The sequence below is a fragment of the Stenotrophomonas sp. 364 genome, from assembly GCF_009832905.1.
Taxonomy (GTDB): Bacteria; Pseudomonadota; Gammaproteobacteria; order Xanthomonadales; family Xanthomonadaceae; genus Stenotrophomonas; species Stenotrophomonas maltophilia_AP.
In genome coordinates this window covers 3,519,513-3,535,934 of sequence record NZ_CP047135.1, presented here as the reverse complement: position 1 = coordinate 3,535,934, position 16,422 = coordinate 3,519,513, and the positions used below count along the sequence as shown (strand labels likewise).

Annotated in this window: 12 protein-coding genes; 7 read left to right on the top strand and 5 right to left on the bottom strand. The window is 67.9% G+C overall.

Annotation, left to right across the window (positions count from 1 at the left end; all coding sequences use genetic code 11):
* Positions 1-105: 105 nt before the first annotated feature.
* From phbB to GQ674_RS15910, 3 genes are read right to left on the bottom strand one after another with little or no spacing between them, the layout of a single operon-like run.
* Entirely contained in the window at positions 106-846 is a 741-nt protein-coding gene (gene phbB, locus GQ674_RS15920) for an acetoacetyl-CoA reductase (protein WP_128097684.1), read from the bottom strand.
* Positions 847-871: 25 nt separating this feature from the next.
* Positions 872-2,200 carry a CitMHS family transporter gene (locus tag GQ674_RS15915; protein WP_038691835.1) on the bottom strand — a complete coding sequence of 443 codons (1,329 nt, stop codon included), beginning with the start codon at positions 2,198-2,200 and terminating at the stop codon, positions 872-874.
* 40 nt (positions 2,201-2,240) lie between these two features.
* On the bottom strand, positions 2,241-3,425 hold the full coding sequence (locus tag GQ674_RS15910) for a porin (RefSeq protein ID WP_159497850.1): 1,185 nt from the start codon (positions 3,423-3,425) through the stop codon (positions 2,241-2,243).
* A 183-nt stretch (positions 3,426-3,608) separates the two neighbouring features.
* Here GQ674_RS15910 and GQ674_RS15905 point away from each other — a divergent pair, with 183 nt between their 5' ends.
* The 5 genes from GQ674_RS15905 to GQ674_RS15885 all read left to right on the top strand — a co-directional run bounded on the left by GQ674_RS15905 (position 3,609) and on the right by GQ674_RS15885 (position 8,243).
* Positions 3,609-4,310 carry a response regulator transcription factor gene (locus GQ674_RS15905; RefSeq protein ID WP_159497849.1) on the top strand — a complete coding sequence of 234 codons (702 nt, stop codon included), beginning with the start codon at positions 3,609-3,611 and terminating at the stop codon, positions 4,308-4,310.
* On the top strand, positions 4,279-5,682 hold the full coding sequence (locus GQ674_RS15900; RefSeq protein WP_159497848.1) for a sensor histidine kinase: 1,404 nt from the start codon (positions 4,279-4,281) through the stop codon (positions 5,680-5,682). The genes GQ674_RS15905 and GQ674_RS15900 overlap by 32 nt, the downstream gene beginning before the upstream one ends.
* Positions 5,679-6,734, top strand: a complete 1,056-nt coding sequence (locus tag GQ674_RS15895; RefSeq protein ID WP_159497847.1) for an ABC transporter substrate-binding protein — start codon at positions 5,679-5,681, stop codon at positions 6,732-6,734. The genes GQ674_RS15900 and GQ674_RS15895 overlap by 4 nt, the downstream gene beginning before the upstream one ends.
* 202 nt (positions 6,735-6,936) lie before the next feature.
* On the top strand, positions 6,937-7,593 hold the full coding sequence (locus GQ674_RS15890; RefSeq protein WP_159497846.1) for a response regulator transcription factor: 657 nt from the start codon (positions 6,937-6,939) through the stop codon (positions 7,591-7,593).
* Positions 7,594-7,718: 125 nt separating this feature from the next.
* Entirely contained in the window at positions 7,719-8,243 is a 525-nt protein-coding gene (locus GQ674_RS15885; RefSeq protein WP_159497845.1) for a hypothetical protein, read from the top strand.
* A 95-nt stretch (positions 8,244-8,338) separates the two neighbouring features.
* Here the strand turns inward: GQ674_RS15885 and GQ674_RS15880 are convergent, their stop codons facing one another.
* Positions 8,339-10,984 carry a PAS-domain containing protein gene (locus GQ674_RS15880; protein WP_159497844.1) on the bottom strand — a complete coding sequence of 882 codons (2,646 nt, stop codon included), beginning with the start codon at positions 10,982-10,984 and terminating at the stop codon, positions 8,339-8,341.
* A 56-nt stretch (positions 10,985-11,040) separates the two neighbouring features.
* A complete protein-coding gene (locus tag GQ674_RS15875) occupies positions 11,041-12,207 on the bottom strand; it encodes a porin (RefSeq protein WP_159497843.1) in 1,167 nt (388 codons plus the stop codon).
* Positions 12,208-12,521: 314 nt separating this feature from the next.
* Here GQ674_RS15875 and GQ674_RS15870 point away from each other — a divergent pair, with 314 nt between their 5' ends.
* Positions 12,522-13,871 (top strand): dicarboxylate/amino acid:cation symporter, encoded by a 1,350-nt coding sequence (locus tag GQ674_RS15870; RefSeq protein ID WP_159497842.1) that lies wholly within the window; start codon positions 12,522-12,524, stop codon positions 13,869-13,871.
* A gap of 245 nt (positions 13,872-14,116) precedes the next feature.
* Positions 14,117-16,408, top strand: a complete 2,292-nt coding sequence (locus GQ674_RS15865) for an NADP-dependent malic enzyme (protein WP_159497841.1) — start codon at positions 14,117-14,119, stop codon at positions 16,406-16,408.
* Positions 16,409-16,422 lie beyond the last annotated feature (14 nt).

The following is a 16,422-nucleotide window of genomic DNA, read 5'->3' as shown; positions in this document are numbered from 1 at the left end:
GATGCCCACCCCGGCGGGACGTCGACGAAAAAAAAAGCCGCAACGCCTCTCAGCGTCGCGGCCACCTCGTGGGGGAGGTCACGCGTCAACTCGACGCGTCAAACATCAGAACATGTGCAGCCCACCGTTCACCGCGTAATCCGCGCCGGTCACATACGCCGCATCATCCGACGCCAGCCACGCGCACAGGCTGGCCACTTCTTCCGGCTTGCCCAGGCGGCGGATCGGCACCGAGCCGGCCAACCGGTCCAGCACGTCCGGCGGGAAACTGCTGATCGACTGGCTGGCGATGTAGCCGGGCGAAATCGTATTGACCGTCACCCCGCGCGTGGCCACCTCATTGGCCAGCGCCCGGCTGAAGCCATGCATGGCCGCCTTGGCGGTGGCGAAGTTGACCTGGCCGATCTGGCCCTTGTGCGCGCTCACCGAGCCGATGTTCACGATCCGGCCCCAGCCCCGTGCGGCCATGCCGTCGATGACCTGCTTGGTGATGTTGAACAGCGCGTGCAGGTTCGAGCCCATCACCGCGTTCCAGTCGTCCGGGCTCATCTGCCGGAACAGCACGTCGCGGCTGCCGCCGGCGTTGTTGACCAGCACGTCGATCTCGCCGACCTCGGCCTTGACCTTGGCGAAGGCGGCCACGGTGGAGGACCAGTCCGCGGCGTTGCCCTCGGAGGCGATGAAATCGAAGCCCAACTCGCGCTGTTCGCGGAGCCAGCCGGCCTTGCGTGGCGAGTTCGGCGCGCAACCGGCCACCACGGTGTGGCCGTTGCGGGCCAGCTTCTGGCAGATGGCAGTGCCGACACTGCCCATACCGCTGGTGACGTAGGCGATGCGAAGGGTCATGGCAGAACGCTCCTTGGTAGGCGGATCAGGACGCAAGCGGGTACAGGCCGAACAGCAGGCCGCCGAGCATCAGCAGCATCGAAATGGCGATGGCCCACTTCAGGGTGAACTTCTGGTGGTCGGCGAACTCCACCTTGGCCAGGCCCACCAGCAGGTAGGTCGAGGGCACCAGCGGGCTGAGCAGGTGCACCGGCTGGCCGGCCAGCGAGGCGCGGGCCATCTCCACCGGGGTGATGCCGTAGTTGCCGGCGGCCTCGGACAGGATCGGCAGCACGCCGAAGTAGAAGGCGTCGTTGGACATGAAGAAGGTGAACGGCATCGAGGCGATCGCGGTGATCACCGCCAGGTACGGGCCCCAGCTGTCGGGGATGATCGCCAGGAAGCTGTGGGACATCGCCTCCACCATGCCGGTGTTGTTGAGGATGCCGGTGAAGATGCCCGCAGCGAAGATCAGCGCCACCACCGACAGCACGTTGCCGGCATGGTTGACCACGCGGCGGCGCTGCTCGGCCAGGTTGGGGTAGTTGATCACCAGCGCGATCGCAAAGCCGACCATGAACAGCACCGGCATCGGCAGCACGCCCATGATCAGCGCGGTCATCAGCGCCAGGGTGAGCGCCAGGTTCACCCACAGCAGCTTCGGCCGCTTGGTGTCCTCAGCATCTTCCACCGTGGGCAGCGCGTTGCCGTCATCGGACACGCTGTTGTCCATCCAGCTGCCCCCCTGCGGCAGGCTCACCACGCCCAGCCGGCGGCGCTCCTTCAGGCCCAGGTACCAGGCCAGCAGCAGCACGCCCGCACAGGCGATCACCATCGAGGGAATCAGCGGCACGAACACATCGGCCGGGTCCACGTGCAGCGCGGTGGCCGCACGTGCGGTCGGCCCGCCCCACGGGGTGAGGTTCATCACGCCGCCGGCGAGAATGGTCACGCAGGTCATGTTCAACGCGTTCATGCCCAACCGCTGGTACAGCGGCAGCATCGCCGACACGGTGATCATGTAGGTGGTCGACCCGTCGCCGTCGAGCGAGATCAGCATCGCCAGGATCGCGGTGCCCAGCACGATCTTCATCGGGTCGCCCTTGACGAAGCGCAGGATGATCCGCACCAGCGGGTCGAACAGGCCCGCGTCGATCATCACCCCGAAGTACAGGATGGCGAACATCAGCATCACGCCGGTCGGCGCGATCTTCTTGATGCCTTCCAGCATCATTTCGTCGATGTCGGCGCCGAAACCGCCCAGCAGCGCGAAGATGATCGGAATGGTGATCAGGGCAACAAGGGGCGACAGCCGTTTGCTCATGATCAAGTACATGAACGTAATGACCATGCCAAAGCCGAGGATGCTGAGCATCATCTGCAGACTCCTGGAGAGGTAGTGCGGAAGGAAGAAATCAGAAATCGAACTGCAGGCGGCCGGTCACTGCACGGGTACGGTCTACCGTGGTCGCCGCCAGGCGGTCGCGGTTGCGGCTTTCGATCAGGTTGAGCATGAAGCGCAGGTTCGGGCGCATGTACCAATTGCCGCCCAGCGTCCATGCTTCGGTCTGTGCATCCCGCAGGTCCGGCTGGCCGATCAGGTGCTGGTCGCCGCGCATCTGGTCGTAGCGCAGCGCCACTTCAAAGGCGCCGGCGGGGTGCTGGAAATCCTTGACCCGACCGAAGCGCCCGGTCTTGCGGTCGTACACGCGCGATTCGCCGGTGACGAACCAGCTCACCAGACCGTAGCCGGCCAGCACCTTGCCGCGCTGGCTGCCGTCGTCGAAGGTGGCGCCGCTGAACTCGCCCTGCCAGGACAGCGGGCCGCGCACCTGCGCGTATTCCAGCGACCACTTGTTGACGTCGGTGTCGCGGCCGGCCGAGAAGTCGACCAGGGTCAGGCGGCTGTTGTCGGACAGGTGGCCGGCAGGGCGCGGGCGGATCTTCAACCCGGGCACACCGTTGGCGCCGGGATTGTCATAGCGCTCGTGGGCCAGCGACAGGCCCAGGTGCAGCACCTCGCCAGCGGTGGCGCCCGGTGCCCAGGTGGCACGGCCACCGGCGGCGCGGCCCTTGACCTGCCAGGCGTCGATGCTCTCAAGGCTGTAGGCGCTGGCCGCCCAGGTCATGTCGCCGCGCGCGGCCTGCCACGAGGCGCCCAGCCGGTACAGCGGGGCCAGGGTGGTGCCGGCGTTGCCGCGTTCCAGGAAGGTGCCGTAATTGGAGCTGGTGCGGTCGTCCAGCGAGAAGAACTGCTTGAACTGGCCGACGGTGAGCTTGCCGGCGTCGCCGAAGCTGCGGCTGACGAACACGTCCTTGGCTTCCACCCGGTCGCCGGAGACGTCGGCTTCCAGCTTGTAGTCCACCACGAAGAACTTGCCCGACACATCCACCCAGGCACGGCGGATCTCGGTGTCGTCCTTGTTGGGGGTGCCGCGGCTGTCGTTGCTGAAATCGGCGAAATCCAGGTGCAGGCGGCCGCCAACGGTGGCGGTGACCGGGCTCTCATCGTCGGGGCCCTCGGCCGCCCAGACCGGCGCGGTCAGCAACAGCAGGGTGCAGGCAGCCGGCGTGCGCCAGCGCAGTGAGTTCAGTTCCACGGACCCTCCCAGGTACGTCAATGCGGTGATGTCGCCAATGGCGTGGCAGGGGGACTGCGACGCGATGGCGCAGCCTAGTGCCGGGAAGCTGTCATCCACCTGTCAGGGGTTTGTGCAGTGCAGCGAAGCCCACGGCAGCAGCCGCTCGCGCTAGCATTCATGCACCTTCGACGAATTGACCCGATGCGCCTGCTGCTGGTGGAAGACAACCCGGACCTTGCCGATGCCATCGTCCGCCGCATGCGCCGCAGTGGCCACGCGGTGGACTGGCAGAGCGACGGGCTTGCCGCGGCCAGCGTGCTGCGCTACCAGAGCTTCGACCTGGTGGTGCTGGACATCGGCCTGCCCAAGCTCGACGGCCTGCGCGTGCTGGCGGGCATGCGCGAGCGCGGCGACAGCACCCCGGTGCTGATGCTGACCGCGCGCGACGGCATTGAAGACCGCGTGCAGGCACTGGACGTGGGCGCGGACGACTACCTGGGCAAACCGTTCGATTTCCGCGAATTCGAGGCGCGCTGCCGGGTGCTGCTGCGGCGCACCCGCGGCCAGGCCAGTGAAGTGGTGCAGATCGGCGCGTTCCAGTTCGACAACGCCTCGCACCGGGTCAGCCTGGACGGCCAGCCGATCGAGCTGCCCAACCGCGAATACCGCCTGCTGGAAATCCTGATGGGCCGGCTGGGCCAGGTGGTGGCCAAGGACGAGATCGGCAACGGTCTGTTCGGCTTCGACGACGAGGCCGGTCCCAACGCGATCGAACTCTACGTGGGCCGCCTGCGTCGCAAGCTGGCCGACGCGCCGCTGCGGATCGTCACCGTGCGTGGCAGCGGCTATCTGCTCGAAGCGCTGGGCGACGATGCCGGCAGTGCGGGCGGCGATGACGACTGACCCGCGCACCTCCGGCTCGATCCGGCACACGCTGTGGCTGTACCTGGGCGCGTTCCTGGCGCTGTTCGCGGTGGCGTTGCTGTTCGGCGCGCGCGCCTACGGGCAACGCGCCGCCAACCGCTCCTACGATCACCTGCTGGTGTCCTCGGCGCTGTCGATCATCGATTCGGTGGCGCTGGTGGAGGCGCAATGGCAGGTCGATCTGCCGTATGCCGCGCTGGACCTGTTGGCGATGGCACCGGAAGACCGCGTGTTCTACCGCGTGTCCGACGCACGCGACCAGACGGTGACCGGATACGCGGACCTGCCACGTCCGCCGCACGCGCCCAGCGACCGCCCGCAGCTGTTCGATGCCCCCTACAGCGGCGAGCAGGTGCGGTTCGTGGTGGTGGCGCGGCGGGTGTCCTCGCCATCGGCGCAGGGCGAGGTGCGGGTGCAGGTGGGCCAGACCCGGCGCGCCCGCGAAGCGCTGGCGCAGGACATGGTGACCCGTGCGTTGTTGGCCATCGCGGTGTTGTCGCTGTTGTCGCTGGCCCTGGTCGGTCTGGGTGTACATCGCGCGCTGCGCCCGCTGGTGCGGATGGAGCGCGAGCTGGCCCGTCGCGAACCGTCCGACCTGAAGCCACTCGACGCCAGCGTGCCGCGCGAGATGGACAAGATGGTGGGCGCGCTGAACCACTTCATGGGCCGCCTGCAGGGCAGCAATGAAACGCTGCGGGCGTTCATGGCCGAGGCCGCGCACCAGATGCGCACGCCGCTGGCCGCGCTGCGCGCGCAGGCGCAGCTGGCCCTGGACGAGGAAGACCCCGAGGACATGCGGCGCAGCCTGCGCGCCATCGAACGCAACGCCACCCACATGAGCCGGCTGCTGAACCAGCTGCTCAGCGATGCCAGTGTGATCCACCGTGCCAACCTGCAGCGCTTCGCCCCGGTGGACCTGGCCGAAACCGTGCACCAGGCGCTGCATGAAGCGCTGCCGCAGGCACTGCCGGCCCCACGCGTGCAACTGGCGGTGAGCGCACAGGCGGCCTGGATACACGGCGACGCGCTGCTGCTGCGCGAGGCCATCAAGAACCTGATCGACAACGCCCTCAAGTACGGCGGCGACGGCGCGCTGCAGGTGGCGCTGACCGAAGAGGCGCAGCACTGGGTGCTGACCATCGCCGACCACGGGCCGGGCATTGCCGCAGCCGACGCCGAGCGCGTGTTCGAGCGTTTCGCGCGTGGCGAAGGGGCCGCCGCCGGCGGCGCCGGACTGGGGCTGGCCATCGTCAAGCGCGTGGTGGACAGCCATGGGGGCCAGATCGACCTGAGCAACCGCGTCGGAGGGGGCCTGGTGGCCACCATCCGCCTGCCGAGGATGCATGCATGAAGTACGCGTGGTTGTTGCTGCTGGTGATGGCAGGCCCGGTGCTGGCCGCGCCGGGCGATGTGCAGCGGTTCCCGGCCAAGGGTCCGGCGGTGGCGCAGCTGCGCATCCATGGCTCGACCGACATCGAAGTGTTTGCCACGGTGATCGCCGACTACCAGCGCCTGCACCCGGGCACCGAAATCCTCTACGAGGATGTGATCACCCAGGACATCTACGTGCGCTACCTGCGCGACCGCAGCGGCCCGCAGGCGCCGGACATGCTGATCAGCAGCGGCATGGACCTGCAGACCAAGCTGGTCAACGACGGCCACGCGCTGCCGCATCGCTCGGTGCAGACCGACGCCTTGCCGGCGTGGGCGCAATGGCGGCACGAGGCCTTCGGGATCAGCTACGAACCGGTGGCCATCGTCTACAACACCCGCACCCTGCCGGCGGCGCGGGTCCCGCACACGCGCCGGCAACTGCTGGAACTGCTGCGCGCCCCGGACGCACCGCTGCAGGGAAGGGTGGGCACCTACGACGTGGAGCGCAGCAGCGTGGGCTACCTGCTGGCCACCCAGGACGGCCAGCGCGGCAGCATTGCCGGGGCGCTGCTGGGCGCGCTGGGCGACAACGGCGTGCACCTGGAAGAACGCACCGGCGTGCTGCTCGATCAGGTCAGCAGCGGCAAGCTGTCGCTGGTCTACAACGTGCTGGGCTCCTACGCGCAGGCGCGGATCGAGGCTGGCGCACCGCTGGGCATCGTCGAACCGGAGGACTACACGCTGGTGGTGCTGCGCACCGCGGTGATCCCCCGCACCAGCCCGCATCCGGACGAGGCGCGCCGCTTCCTCGACTACCTGCTGTCACCCCGCGGCCAGCAGGTCCTCTCGCGCGAAGCCCGCCTGATGCCGATTCTGCCCGCACAGGGCCAGCAACGAGGCCGCTCGCCCGCGCGCAGCTACCGCCCGATCCAGCTGGGCCCGGGCCTGCTCGTGTACCTGGACGGCCTCAAGCGCCGCCAGTTCCTCGACGCCTGGCGCGGCAGCATGCGGCAGCGCGACGACCGGTAACGACGGCCACCGGCCTCCACCCGCGTAGTGCCGGGCTCTGCCCGGCAACCCCATAACAACGATCCCCGCGCAGTGCCGGGCTCTGCCCGGCAACCCCATAACAACGATCCCCGCGTAGTGCCGGGCTCTGCCTGGCAACCCCATAACAACGATCCCCACGTAGTGCCGGGCTCTGCCCGGCAACCGCACTACAATGGACCGCATGAGCGAACTCACCGTCCTGATCGCCGACGACCACCCGCTGCTGCGCGCGGCCGTCGTCCATTCCCTGCGCCAGTCACTGCCGCAGGCGCAGGTGATCGAAGTGGCCAGCGCCACCACGCTGGAAGCCGCGCTGGACGAGCACCCAGAAATCGAACTGGTGCTGCTGGACCTGACCATGCCCGGCGCCCGCGGCTTCTCCTCGCTGCTGCACGTACGCGGCGCGCACCCCGACATCCCGGTGGTCATCGTCTCCTCCAACGACCACCCCCGCGTGATCCGCCGCGCGCAGCAGTTCGGCGCAGCCGGCTTCATCCCCAAATCCGCCCCTGCCGAAACCATCGGCCAGGCGGTGGCGGCGGTGCTCGATGGCGGGGTGTGGTTCCCGGCCATGGCACCGGAGCGCTCTGAGTCCGACGCGCTGCTCGCCGCACGCCTGGCCCAGCTCACCCCGCAGCAGTTCCGCGTGCTGCTGTGCCTGGCCGACGGCCTGCTCAACAAACAGATCGCCTACGAACTGGGCCTGGCCGAGAACACGGTGAAGGTGCACGTCACCGCGATCCTGAAAAAGCTCGAATGCCACAGCCGCACCCAGGCCGCGGTACTGGTGAAGGCACTGGAGCCGGAAGGCGATGCCGGGGCGGGGCTGGACGGGTAGGGGCACCTATCGATCGACCGCCAATACCGCCGGTCATCGCAATGGGTCCATGGTCCAGAATCGACGACACACGCTCGCCTTCGACGACGCCCAGCCAATCACCCCCTCAAGGACGAGCCCACCCCATGTCGCTATCCGGCGAAGAGATCTTCGTAAGGTGCCTGAAGATCGCCCTGTTGTTTGGAACAGGTTACTTCCTGTTCGCGTTGGGCAGCTTGATGATCACGATGCAGTGCACATCGAGGGGCTACCCGGGCAGTTTCTTGTGGTCATGGCTGCTGTCGCTGGTGGCCTTGGTCGTCTATTCAAGGTTCGACATCCTGTCGAAGGGACTCTTCAGGGCCCGCGTATCCCGCGTCCGCGTGGCAGCTGCCTGCCTGCTATCGACCGAGGTGGTCATCGCCGTGCACCTGGGTATCGAGCTCTCGGCATGCCAGAGCGGGGCCGGCGGTATGATCGCGCCCCCGGCTGTCTTCCTGCTGGTCTACACATCGATTGCCCTTTCGCTGCTCTTCGGAGACGCGTGGCTCGGCATGCTCCGCACTGTCATCCGCCTCGGCAGAAGGCCTTTCGACCTCTCAGCTGCGGATGATGAAGATCCGGTCGAAGCAGCACGGGCGTCGCGACGCAGGAAGCGCTACCGGTCTTGAGTATCGGTGGGGCATGCGCCGCACAGCATCCCCGCAGCCTGCCGGAACCGACCCTATCTATCCGGCATGCCGTGCCGGAGAGATGCGCGGCCGGTTCATGCCCTGTGCCTTACCAACACCTGCGTCATCAACGCGCGCAACGCCGGCGGCCGAACCGGCTTGGACAGGAACCCCCAACCGTTCTCTGCCGCCTGCGCCTTCAACGCATCGTCGCGTTCGGCGGTCACCAGGATCACCGGCGGGCGCGCCTGCCACAGGTCACACAGCGCTTCGTACAGGTCCGGGCCGTGCCATTGGCCCATGCGCACGTCCAGCAGCAGCAACTGCGGCACGTTGAGTGCCGAGGCGATCTCCAGCGCCGCCTGCAGGCCGTCGGCCAGCTCCACCGCGCAGCCCCAGCGTTCCAGCAGCGCGCGGGTGGCGGCGCACACGCGCGGGTCGTCGTCGATGCTCCACACCCGGCAATGCCGCAGCGGGCTGTCATCGCCCACGTCGCTCGCGATGGCCGGTACCGGCGTCGGCGCCGGAATCGACGCCGCATCGCCCAGCGGCACGCTGACCGCGAACACGCTGCCACGGCCCAGCGTGGAGCGCAGGTGGATGCCGTGGCCCAGCAGACGGCCGATGCGTTCGACGATGGCCAGGCCCAGCCCGGCACCGCGCTCCTGTTCGACGCCGTCGTCCAGGCGGCGGAATTCTTCGAAGATCTCGCCCTGCAGGCTCTCCGGAATGCCGGGGCCCTGGTCGTGCACCTCGATGCGCAGCTGGTTGCCCACGCGCCGGCAGCCCAGCAGCACGCGCCCCCTTGGGGTGTAACGCAGCGCGTTGGACAGGAAATTCTGCAGGATCCGGCGCAGCAACGCCTCGTCGCTGACCACCACCGCGCGGGTGTCCACCCAGCGCAGCTGCAGGCCACGGCTGTCGGCGGCAATGCCGAATTCGCGCGCCAGCGTTTCCAGCAGCGGCGACAGCGCGAAGGCCTGCACCTGGGTCTGCAACGCGCCCGATTCCAGCCGCGAAATATCCAGCAGGCTGGTCAGGATCGCATCCTGCGCGGCCAGCGCCGCATCCACGTGTTCGCTCAACGCGCGTGCATCGCCGGCCAGCTTGCCGCGCAGCACCGAGACGAACATGCGCGCAGCGTTCAACGGCTGCAGCAGGTCGTGCACCGCCGACGCCACGAAGCGGCTCTTGTAGCGGTTGGCGCGCTCGGCCTCACGGCGCGCTTCGTCCAGGTCGCGGGTGCGCTCGGCCACGCGGTGCTCCAGCGCATCGGCCAGCGAGCGCAGCTCGCGTGCGGTGTTCTTGTAGGCGGTGATGTCGGCGTAGCTGGTGACAAAGCCACCGTCGGGCAGCGGATTGCCGCGGATCTCCAGCACGGTGCCGTCGTCCTTCTCGCTCTCGCGCATGTGCGGGCGGCCGCTGCGCAGGTGGTTCAGGCGGCGCTCGATGGCCTCGTCGATCGGCCCTGGCCCCAGCAGGCCGCGGCGCGCGTTGTAGCGGAAGATCTCCTCGATGGGGCGTCCCTCGCGGATCAGGCCGGCTGGGAACTTGAACAGTTCCAGGTAGCGCGCGTTCCACGCCACCAGCTTCTGCGCGTTGTCGATCACCACTACGCCCTGCGGCAGGTGCGCCAGGCTGCGGCTGAGCCCGCTGTCGGCCTGCTGGGCGGCCTGCAGCACGCCGTCCTGCGCGGTTCGCAGCTCCTCGGCATGCTGGGCCAGCACGGTTTCCAGCTCGCGTCGGCTGCGCTGCCGATGTGCATCCAGGCGCCGCCGCTGCTGCACGAACAGCACCAGGAAGCCCAGCGCCAGCCACGCCGCGCCGCCGCCGATGGCCGCGCTGCGCCCGGCGCTGGTGGCCGCGCCGGCATCGTGCAGCAGGTGCAGGTTCCAGTGCTCTTCGGGCAAGGCCAGGCCCTGCCACAGCATCGGCCCGGGCAGCACCGGGTCGAGCAGGCGCACCATGCGCCCGCCATTCTCAAGCACGTCTTCGGTGCGCACCCGGAGCGGCTGCAGCGAGCGGTCGGCGTACTGCCGCGCCTCCAGCATCTCGCGGCGCTCGCCCGGCCCCAGCGGGCGCAGCAGGCGATACCGCCAGGCATCGCGGTTGGCCAGGAACACCACGTCGTGCTCGTCGCTGGCCAGCACCACGTCCGGGCTGGACAGCCATTCCTGTTCCAGTGCCGACAGTTCGATCTTGATCACCACCACGCCGATGCGCCGGCCGTCTTCCTCGATGGCCTGGGACAGGAAGTAGCCGGGCACGCCGGTGGTCATGCCGATGCCGTAGAAGCGGCCGCGGCCGGTGGCCAGCGCCTGGCGGTAATAGGGGCGGTAGCTGTAGTCCTCGCCCACGTTGCTGCTGCGCTGGTCCCAGTTGCTGGCGGCGACGGCCACGCCGTCGTGCCCAACCAGGGTCAGGGTGGAGGCGCGGGTGACCTGGTTGGCGCGCTGCAGCTTCAGGTTCAGGCGCTGCCGGGCGGCGGCGTCGGGCACCTGCAGCAGCGCGCGGCGCAGGTCCGGGTCCAGTGCCAGCACCTGCGGCAGGGTGCCGAAGCGGTCGATACGTTGTTGCAGGCCTTGGCCGTACAGTTCCAGCTGGCGTTGCACCTGCGCGCTTTCGGTGGCCAGCGCACGGCGCCACGCATAGTGCCCGGCGGCGGCCGCGCACAGCACGGTACCGCCGATCATCAACAGCAGGGTGAGCAACAGGGTGCGGTGGCGGCCGAGCCAGTACATGGCGGCAGTCTACGGTCGTGCGGCGGGCGCGGTGTACACGCCCGCCGCGACGCCGATCAGAAGTGCATCTGGGCGCGCAGTTCGAAGATTTCCGGCGTGGTGTGCACGCCGCGACGGCTGGCGTCGGCCTTGACGTAGTTGGCCTGGAACTTGAAGTGGCTGGTGAGGTACCAGTTGGCGCCCAGGGTCCAGTCGTGCTGGCGGCCGCCGAAGACATCGGCGTCGTCCAGATCCAGGCGGCTGTAACGGGCCACCAGTTCCACCGCGCCGTAGTCATGGGCCGGCTTGATGTTGGCTACCGCGCCGGCGTTGTACGGACGCGATTCCCCGGTGAGCACCCAGCTGGCCATGGCGTACTGGCCGTTGCCGGTGTAGTCCGGCTTGCCTTCACGGGTGACGGTGGTCTGCAGCGCTTCGGCCTGCACCGAGAACGGGCCACGGATCCAGATGCCTTCCAGGCCGGTACGGCGGATCTGGTCGGCCGTGGCCAGTGCGCCCGAGTCCACCAGGCGGATGTCGGTCAGGCCAGCTTCCGGGCGGGCGCGCAGGCGGGCGCTGGCGTCGTGGTGCACGTCGCGGCCATCGCGGTAACCGCGCGGGTTTTCCTGCGAGTAGGCCAGGCCCAGGTGCAGCACGTCGCCGGCGGCCTTGACCGGGGTCCACACCGCACGCACGGCCTGGGTGGTGCCGGGGTTGTCGCCCTGCAGATCCTTGCCGCCGTAGGCACCGGCCTGCAGCAGGTACTGCGGGCGCTCCAGCGCCCATTCGGCACCGGTACGGCGGCCTTCGTAGAACGCCTGCACGGGCAGGGCGGTTTCCAGGAAGCTGCCGGCCCGCGAGGAGGTGTTGGCGTCCAGACCCACCGGGGTCTTCATGTAGCCGAAGCGGAAGCGGCCGATGTCGCTGCCGAAGAAGGCCTTGCTTTCAAAACGCACGAACACGTCCAGCCAAGTGTCGGCCTGGAAGTCGTAGTACACCATCGCGTCGTACACGCCCTTCTTCTTCAGGGTGGCGCCGAATTCCTTGCGGCGCACCGCGTCATCGTCTTCGATGCCGCTGTTGCCGGAAAAATCGTTGAGGTCGTAGGCGATGTTGGCGGTGGCGGCCAGTTCGGTGCCATCGCTGAAGGCGACCTTGGTCGGCCAGTTGTCGAAGTCGGCGGCCGAAGCCAGGGCGGGGGTAGCAGCCAGGCACAGGGCCAGCAGGGTCGGGGTCGGGCGCATGGACGTGCAGCTCTCTCTTTGAGACGGGACAGGACAACAACGGCCGCAGCGCCGGAAACTGTTGCCCAGCCGGCCGCGCGCGCGTCACTTGCCGCCGTGGGGGAGGGCGGTGTGGGGCGCAGTGTAGGCACCCAACGCCACCTGAACCGGGGGGCTAGTACCAATAGGTTATCTGCCTGGCGGTGACTCGCGCGTACAAATGCGTCCATCCGCCGCAACCCCCGACACACGATCCGGGCTGCGGTGTTGCCCACGGAACCGGCCCGCATCCCCTGCAGGCCGGACGCGCCGATACCGTCCCTCCGGAGTCCGCCATGCACATTCCCACCGCCGCCCCCGTCGCGGCCAAGCCGCTGCCGTTTTACCGCCAACTGTATTTCCAGGTGGTGGTGGCGATCGTCCTGGGCGCCATCCTGGGCCACTTCGAGCCGGCCTTCGCCGAATCGCTGAAGCCGCTGGGCGATGCCTTCATCAAGCTGGTGAAGATGATCATCGCCCCGGTCATCTTCCTGACCATCGTCACCGGCATCGCCGGCATGACCCACCTGCGCACGGTGGGCCGGGTGTTTGCCAAGTCGATGGCCTACTTCCTGTTCTTCTCCACCCTGGCCCTGATCGTGGGCATGGTGGTGGCGCATGTGGTCCAGCCCGGCGCCGGCATGAACATCAACCCGGCCGACCTGGACCAGACCGCGGTCCACAGCTACGTGGAAAAGTCCCATGAGCTGACCCTGACCGGCTTTGCGATGGACATCATCCCGGCCACCCTGGTCAGCGCCTTCGTCGACGGCAACATCCTGCAGGTGCTGTTCGTGGCGGTGCTGTTCGGCGTGGCCCTGGCCCTGACCGGTGCCAAGGGCCGCCCGGTGCTGACCTTCCTGGAGGCGCTGACGGCCCCGGTGTTCCGCCTGGTCCACATCCTGATGAAGGCGGCTCCGATCGGCGCTTTCGGTGCCATCGCCTTCACCATCGGCAAGTACGGGGTGGGTTCGCTGGTCAACCTGGCCTGGCTGGTGGGCTCGTTCTACCTCACCGCCTTCCTGTTCGTGGCGGTCATCCTGGGCGTGGTCTGCCGCCTGTGCGGGTTCTCGGTGTTCAAGCTGGCCCGTTACCTGAAGGCCGAACTGCTGCTGGTGCTGGGCACCTCCTCGTCGGAGTCGGCGCTGCCGTCGCTGATGGAGAAGATGGAGCGCGCCGGCTGCAGCAAGTCGGTGGTCGGCCTGGTGGTCCCCACTGGCTACTCGTTCAACCTGGACGGCACCAACATCTACATGACCCTGGCCGCGCTGTTCATCGCCCAGGCCACCAACACCGAACTGACCCTGGGCCACCAGATCGCCCTGCTGCTGGTCGCCATGCTCAGCTCCAAGGGCGCGGCCGGCGTCACCGGTGCCGGCTTCATCACCCTGGCCGCCACCCTGGCCGTGGTGCCGGAAGTGCCGGTGGCCGGCATGGCACTGATCCTGGGCGTGGACCGCTTCATGAGCGAATGCCGCTCGCTCACCAACTTCATCGGCAATGCCGTGGCCACCGTGGTGGTGTCGCGCTGGGAAGGCGCGCTGGACCGCGACCGCCTGGCGCTCGCCCTGGATGGCCGCGAGGCCGAACTGCCGGCGCTGACCACCGACGACCTGCCGTCGCCGCTGACCGCCCCGGCCCGCTGATACCCGTTTGATGCTTGCGTGTGTTGCAGGGCCTGCCCCGCCCCCCGGATGGCAGGCCCTGATTTTTTGTCCACGTCCCGTCGGTGATGCGGGTTGTCATCGCACTGCGCCACGCGGCGCATACGCTGCCGGACGGCGCGAATATGTGCGGTTGCAGCATGATCGCGACAGCGTAGCGACAGGTCCATCCACGCCAACGGGGGTATGATCCCCTGTTCCTCTCGCCCATTCATCTGCAGAAAGCGATGTCCAACGAAGATTTCAAACAGGCTGCCCTCGATTACCACCGCATGTCGCCGCCGGGCAAGATCCGCGTCGCAGCGACCAAGCCGATGCTGACCCAGCGTGATCTGTCGTTGGCGTACTCGCCGGGCGTGGCCCACGCCTGCGAGGCGATCATGGCCGACCCGCAGCAGGCCAGCGAACTGACCGCCCGCGGCAATCTGGTCGCCGTCATTTCCAACGGCACCGCCGTGCTGGGCCTGGGCAACATCGGCCCGCTGGCCGGCAAGCCGGTGATGGAAGGCAAGGGCGTGCTGTTCCAGAAGTTCGCCGGCATCGATGTGTTCGACATCGAGATCGACGAGAACGATCCGGACAAGCTGGTCGACATCATCGCCTCGCTGGAGCCGACCTTCGGCGGCATCAACCTGGAAGACATCAAGGCGCCGGAGTGCTTCATCGTCGAGCGCAAGCTGCGCGAGCGGATGAACATCCCGGTGTTCCATGACGACCAGCACGGCACGGCGATCATCGTCGGCGCCGCGGTGCTCAACGCCATGGTCGTGACCGGCAAGCGCATCGAAGACGTCAAGCTGGCCACTACCGGCATGGGCGCGGCGGGCATCTCCTGCGTCAACATGCTGGTCTCGCTGGGCCTGAAGAAAGAGAACATCCTGGCCTTCGACCGCGACGGTGTGATCCACACCGGCCGCACCGACCTGGACCCGGAAAAGGCGCGTTACGCACGCGACACCGACAAGCGCACGCTGGCCGAGATCGTCGACGGCGCGGACATTTTCCTGGGCCTGTCGGCCCCGGGCATCCTCACCGCGGACATGGTCAAGACCATGGCCAAGGACCCGGTGATCTTCGCGCTGGCCAATCCCACCCCGGAAATCATGCCGGAAGTGGCCCGTTCGGTGCGCCCGGACGCGCTGATCGGCACCGGTCGTTCGGATTACCCGAACCAGATCAACAACGTGCTGTGCTTCCCGTACCTGTTCCGCGGTGCGCTGGACGTGGGCGCCACGGCGATCAACGAAGAAATGAAGATCGCCTGCGTGCACGCGATCGCCGCGATGGCGCGCCGCGAGGCCAGCGACCTGGGCTCGGCCTATGGCGATGAGACCCCGAGCTTCGGCCGCGATTACCTGATTCCGCGTCCGTTCGACCGCCGCCTGCTGGTGGAGCTGTCCGCCGCCGTGGCCCAGGCCGCGATGGATTCGGGCGTAGCGACCCGTCCGGTGGCCGACATGGGCGCCTACCGCGAGAAGCTGGCCCAGTTCGTCTATCGCACCAGCCTGATGATGAAGCCGGTCTACGACCGTGCGCGCGCCGACAAGCAGCGCGTGGTGTACGCCGAAGGCGAAGAAGAAGTGGTGCTGCGCGCGGTGCAGAACGTGGTGGATGAAGGGCTGGCCCGTCCGATCCTGATCGGCCGCCCGGACGTCATCGAATCGCGCATCGAGCGCCTGGGCCTGCGCATGAAGGCCGGTGACGATTTCGACATCACCAACATCAACGACGACCCGCGCTTCAACGATTACTGGCAGTACTACCACAACCTCACCGGGCGTCGCGGCGTGACCGTGGCGGCGGCCAAGAACCTGATGCGTTCGCGGCCGACGTTGATCGCTGCGGTGATGGTGGCGCGCGGCGAAGCCGACGCCATGCTGACCGGCGTGGTCGGCCGCTTCCACAAGAAGCTGGGTTACGTGCGCAGCGTGTTGCCTCTGGAATCGAAGGTGACCTCGACCTCGGCGATGACCGGCGTGATCAACCAGCAGGGCGTGTTCTTCTTCGTGGACACCCACGTCCAGGAAGACCCGACCGCCGAGCAGATCTGCGAAGCGACCCTGCAGGCGGCCTACCGCATGAAGCTGTTCGGGATCGAACCGAAGGTGGCGCTGCTGTCGCACTCCAACTTCGGCAGCCACGATTCCCGCGACGCGCTGAAGATGCGCACCGTGCGTTCGCTGCTGCTCAAGCGCAACCCGCGCCTGAACGTGGACGGTGAAATGCAGGGCGACACCGCATGGGACGAGGCACTGCGCCAGAAGCTGCTGCCCGACAGCACGCTGAAGGGCCGCGCCAACCTGTTCGTGCTGCCCAATCTGGAAGCGGCCAACATCGCCTACAACCTGGTGCGCGTGTTCACCGACGGCGTGGCGATCGGCCCGATCCTGATGGGCGTGGCCAAGCCGGTGCACATCCTGACTACCAGCGCGACCTCGCGCCGCGTGCTCAACATGACCGCGATCGCGGCCGTGGATGCGCAGATCCGGAAACAACTGGAGGCTGAAAAGAACGTCTAAGGGGTTCTTTTCCC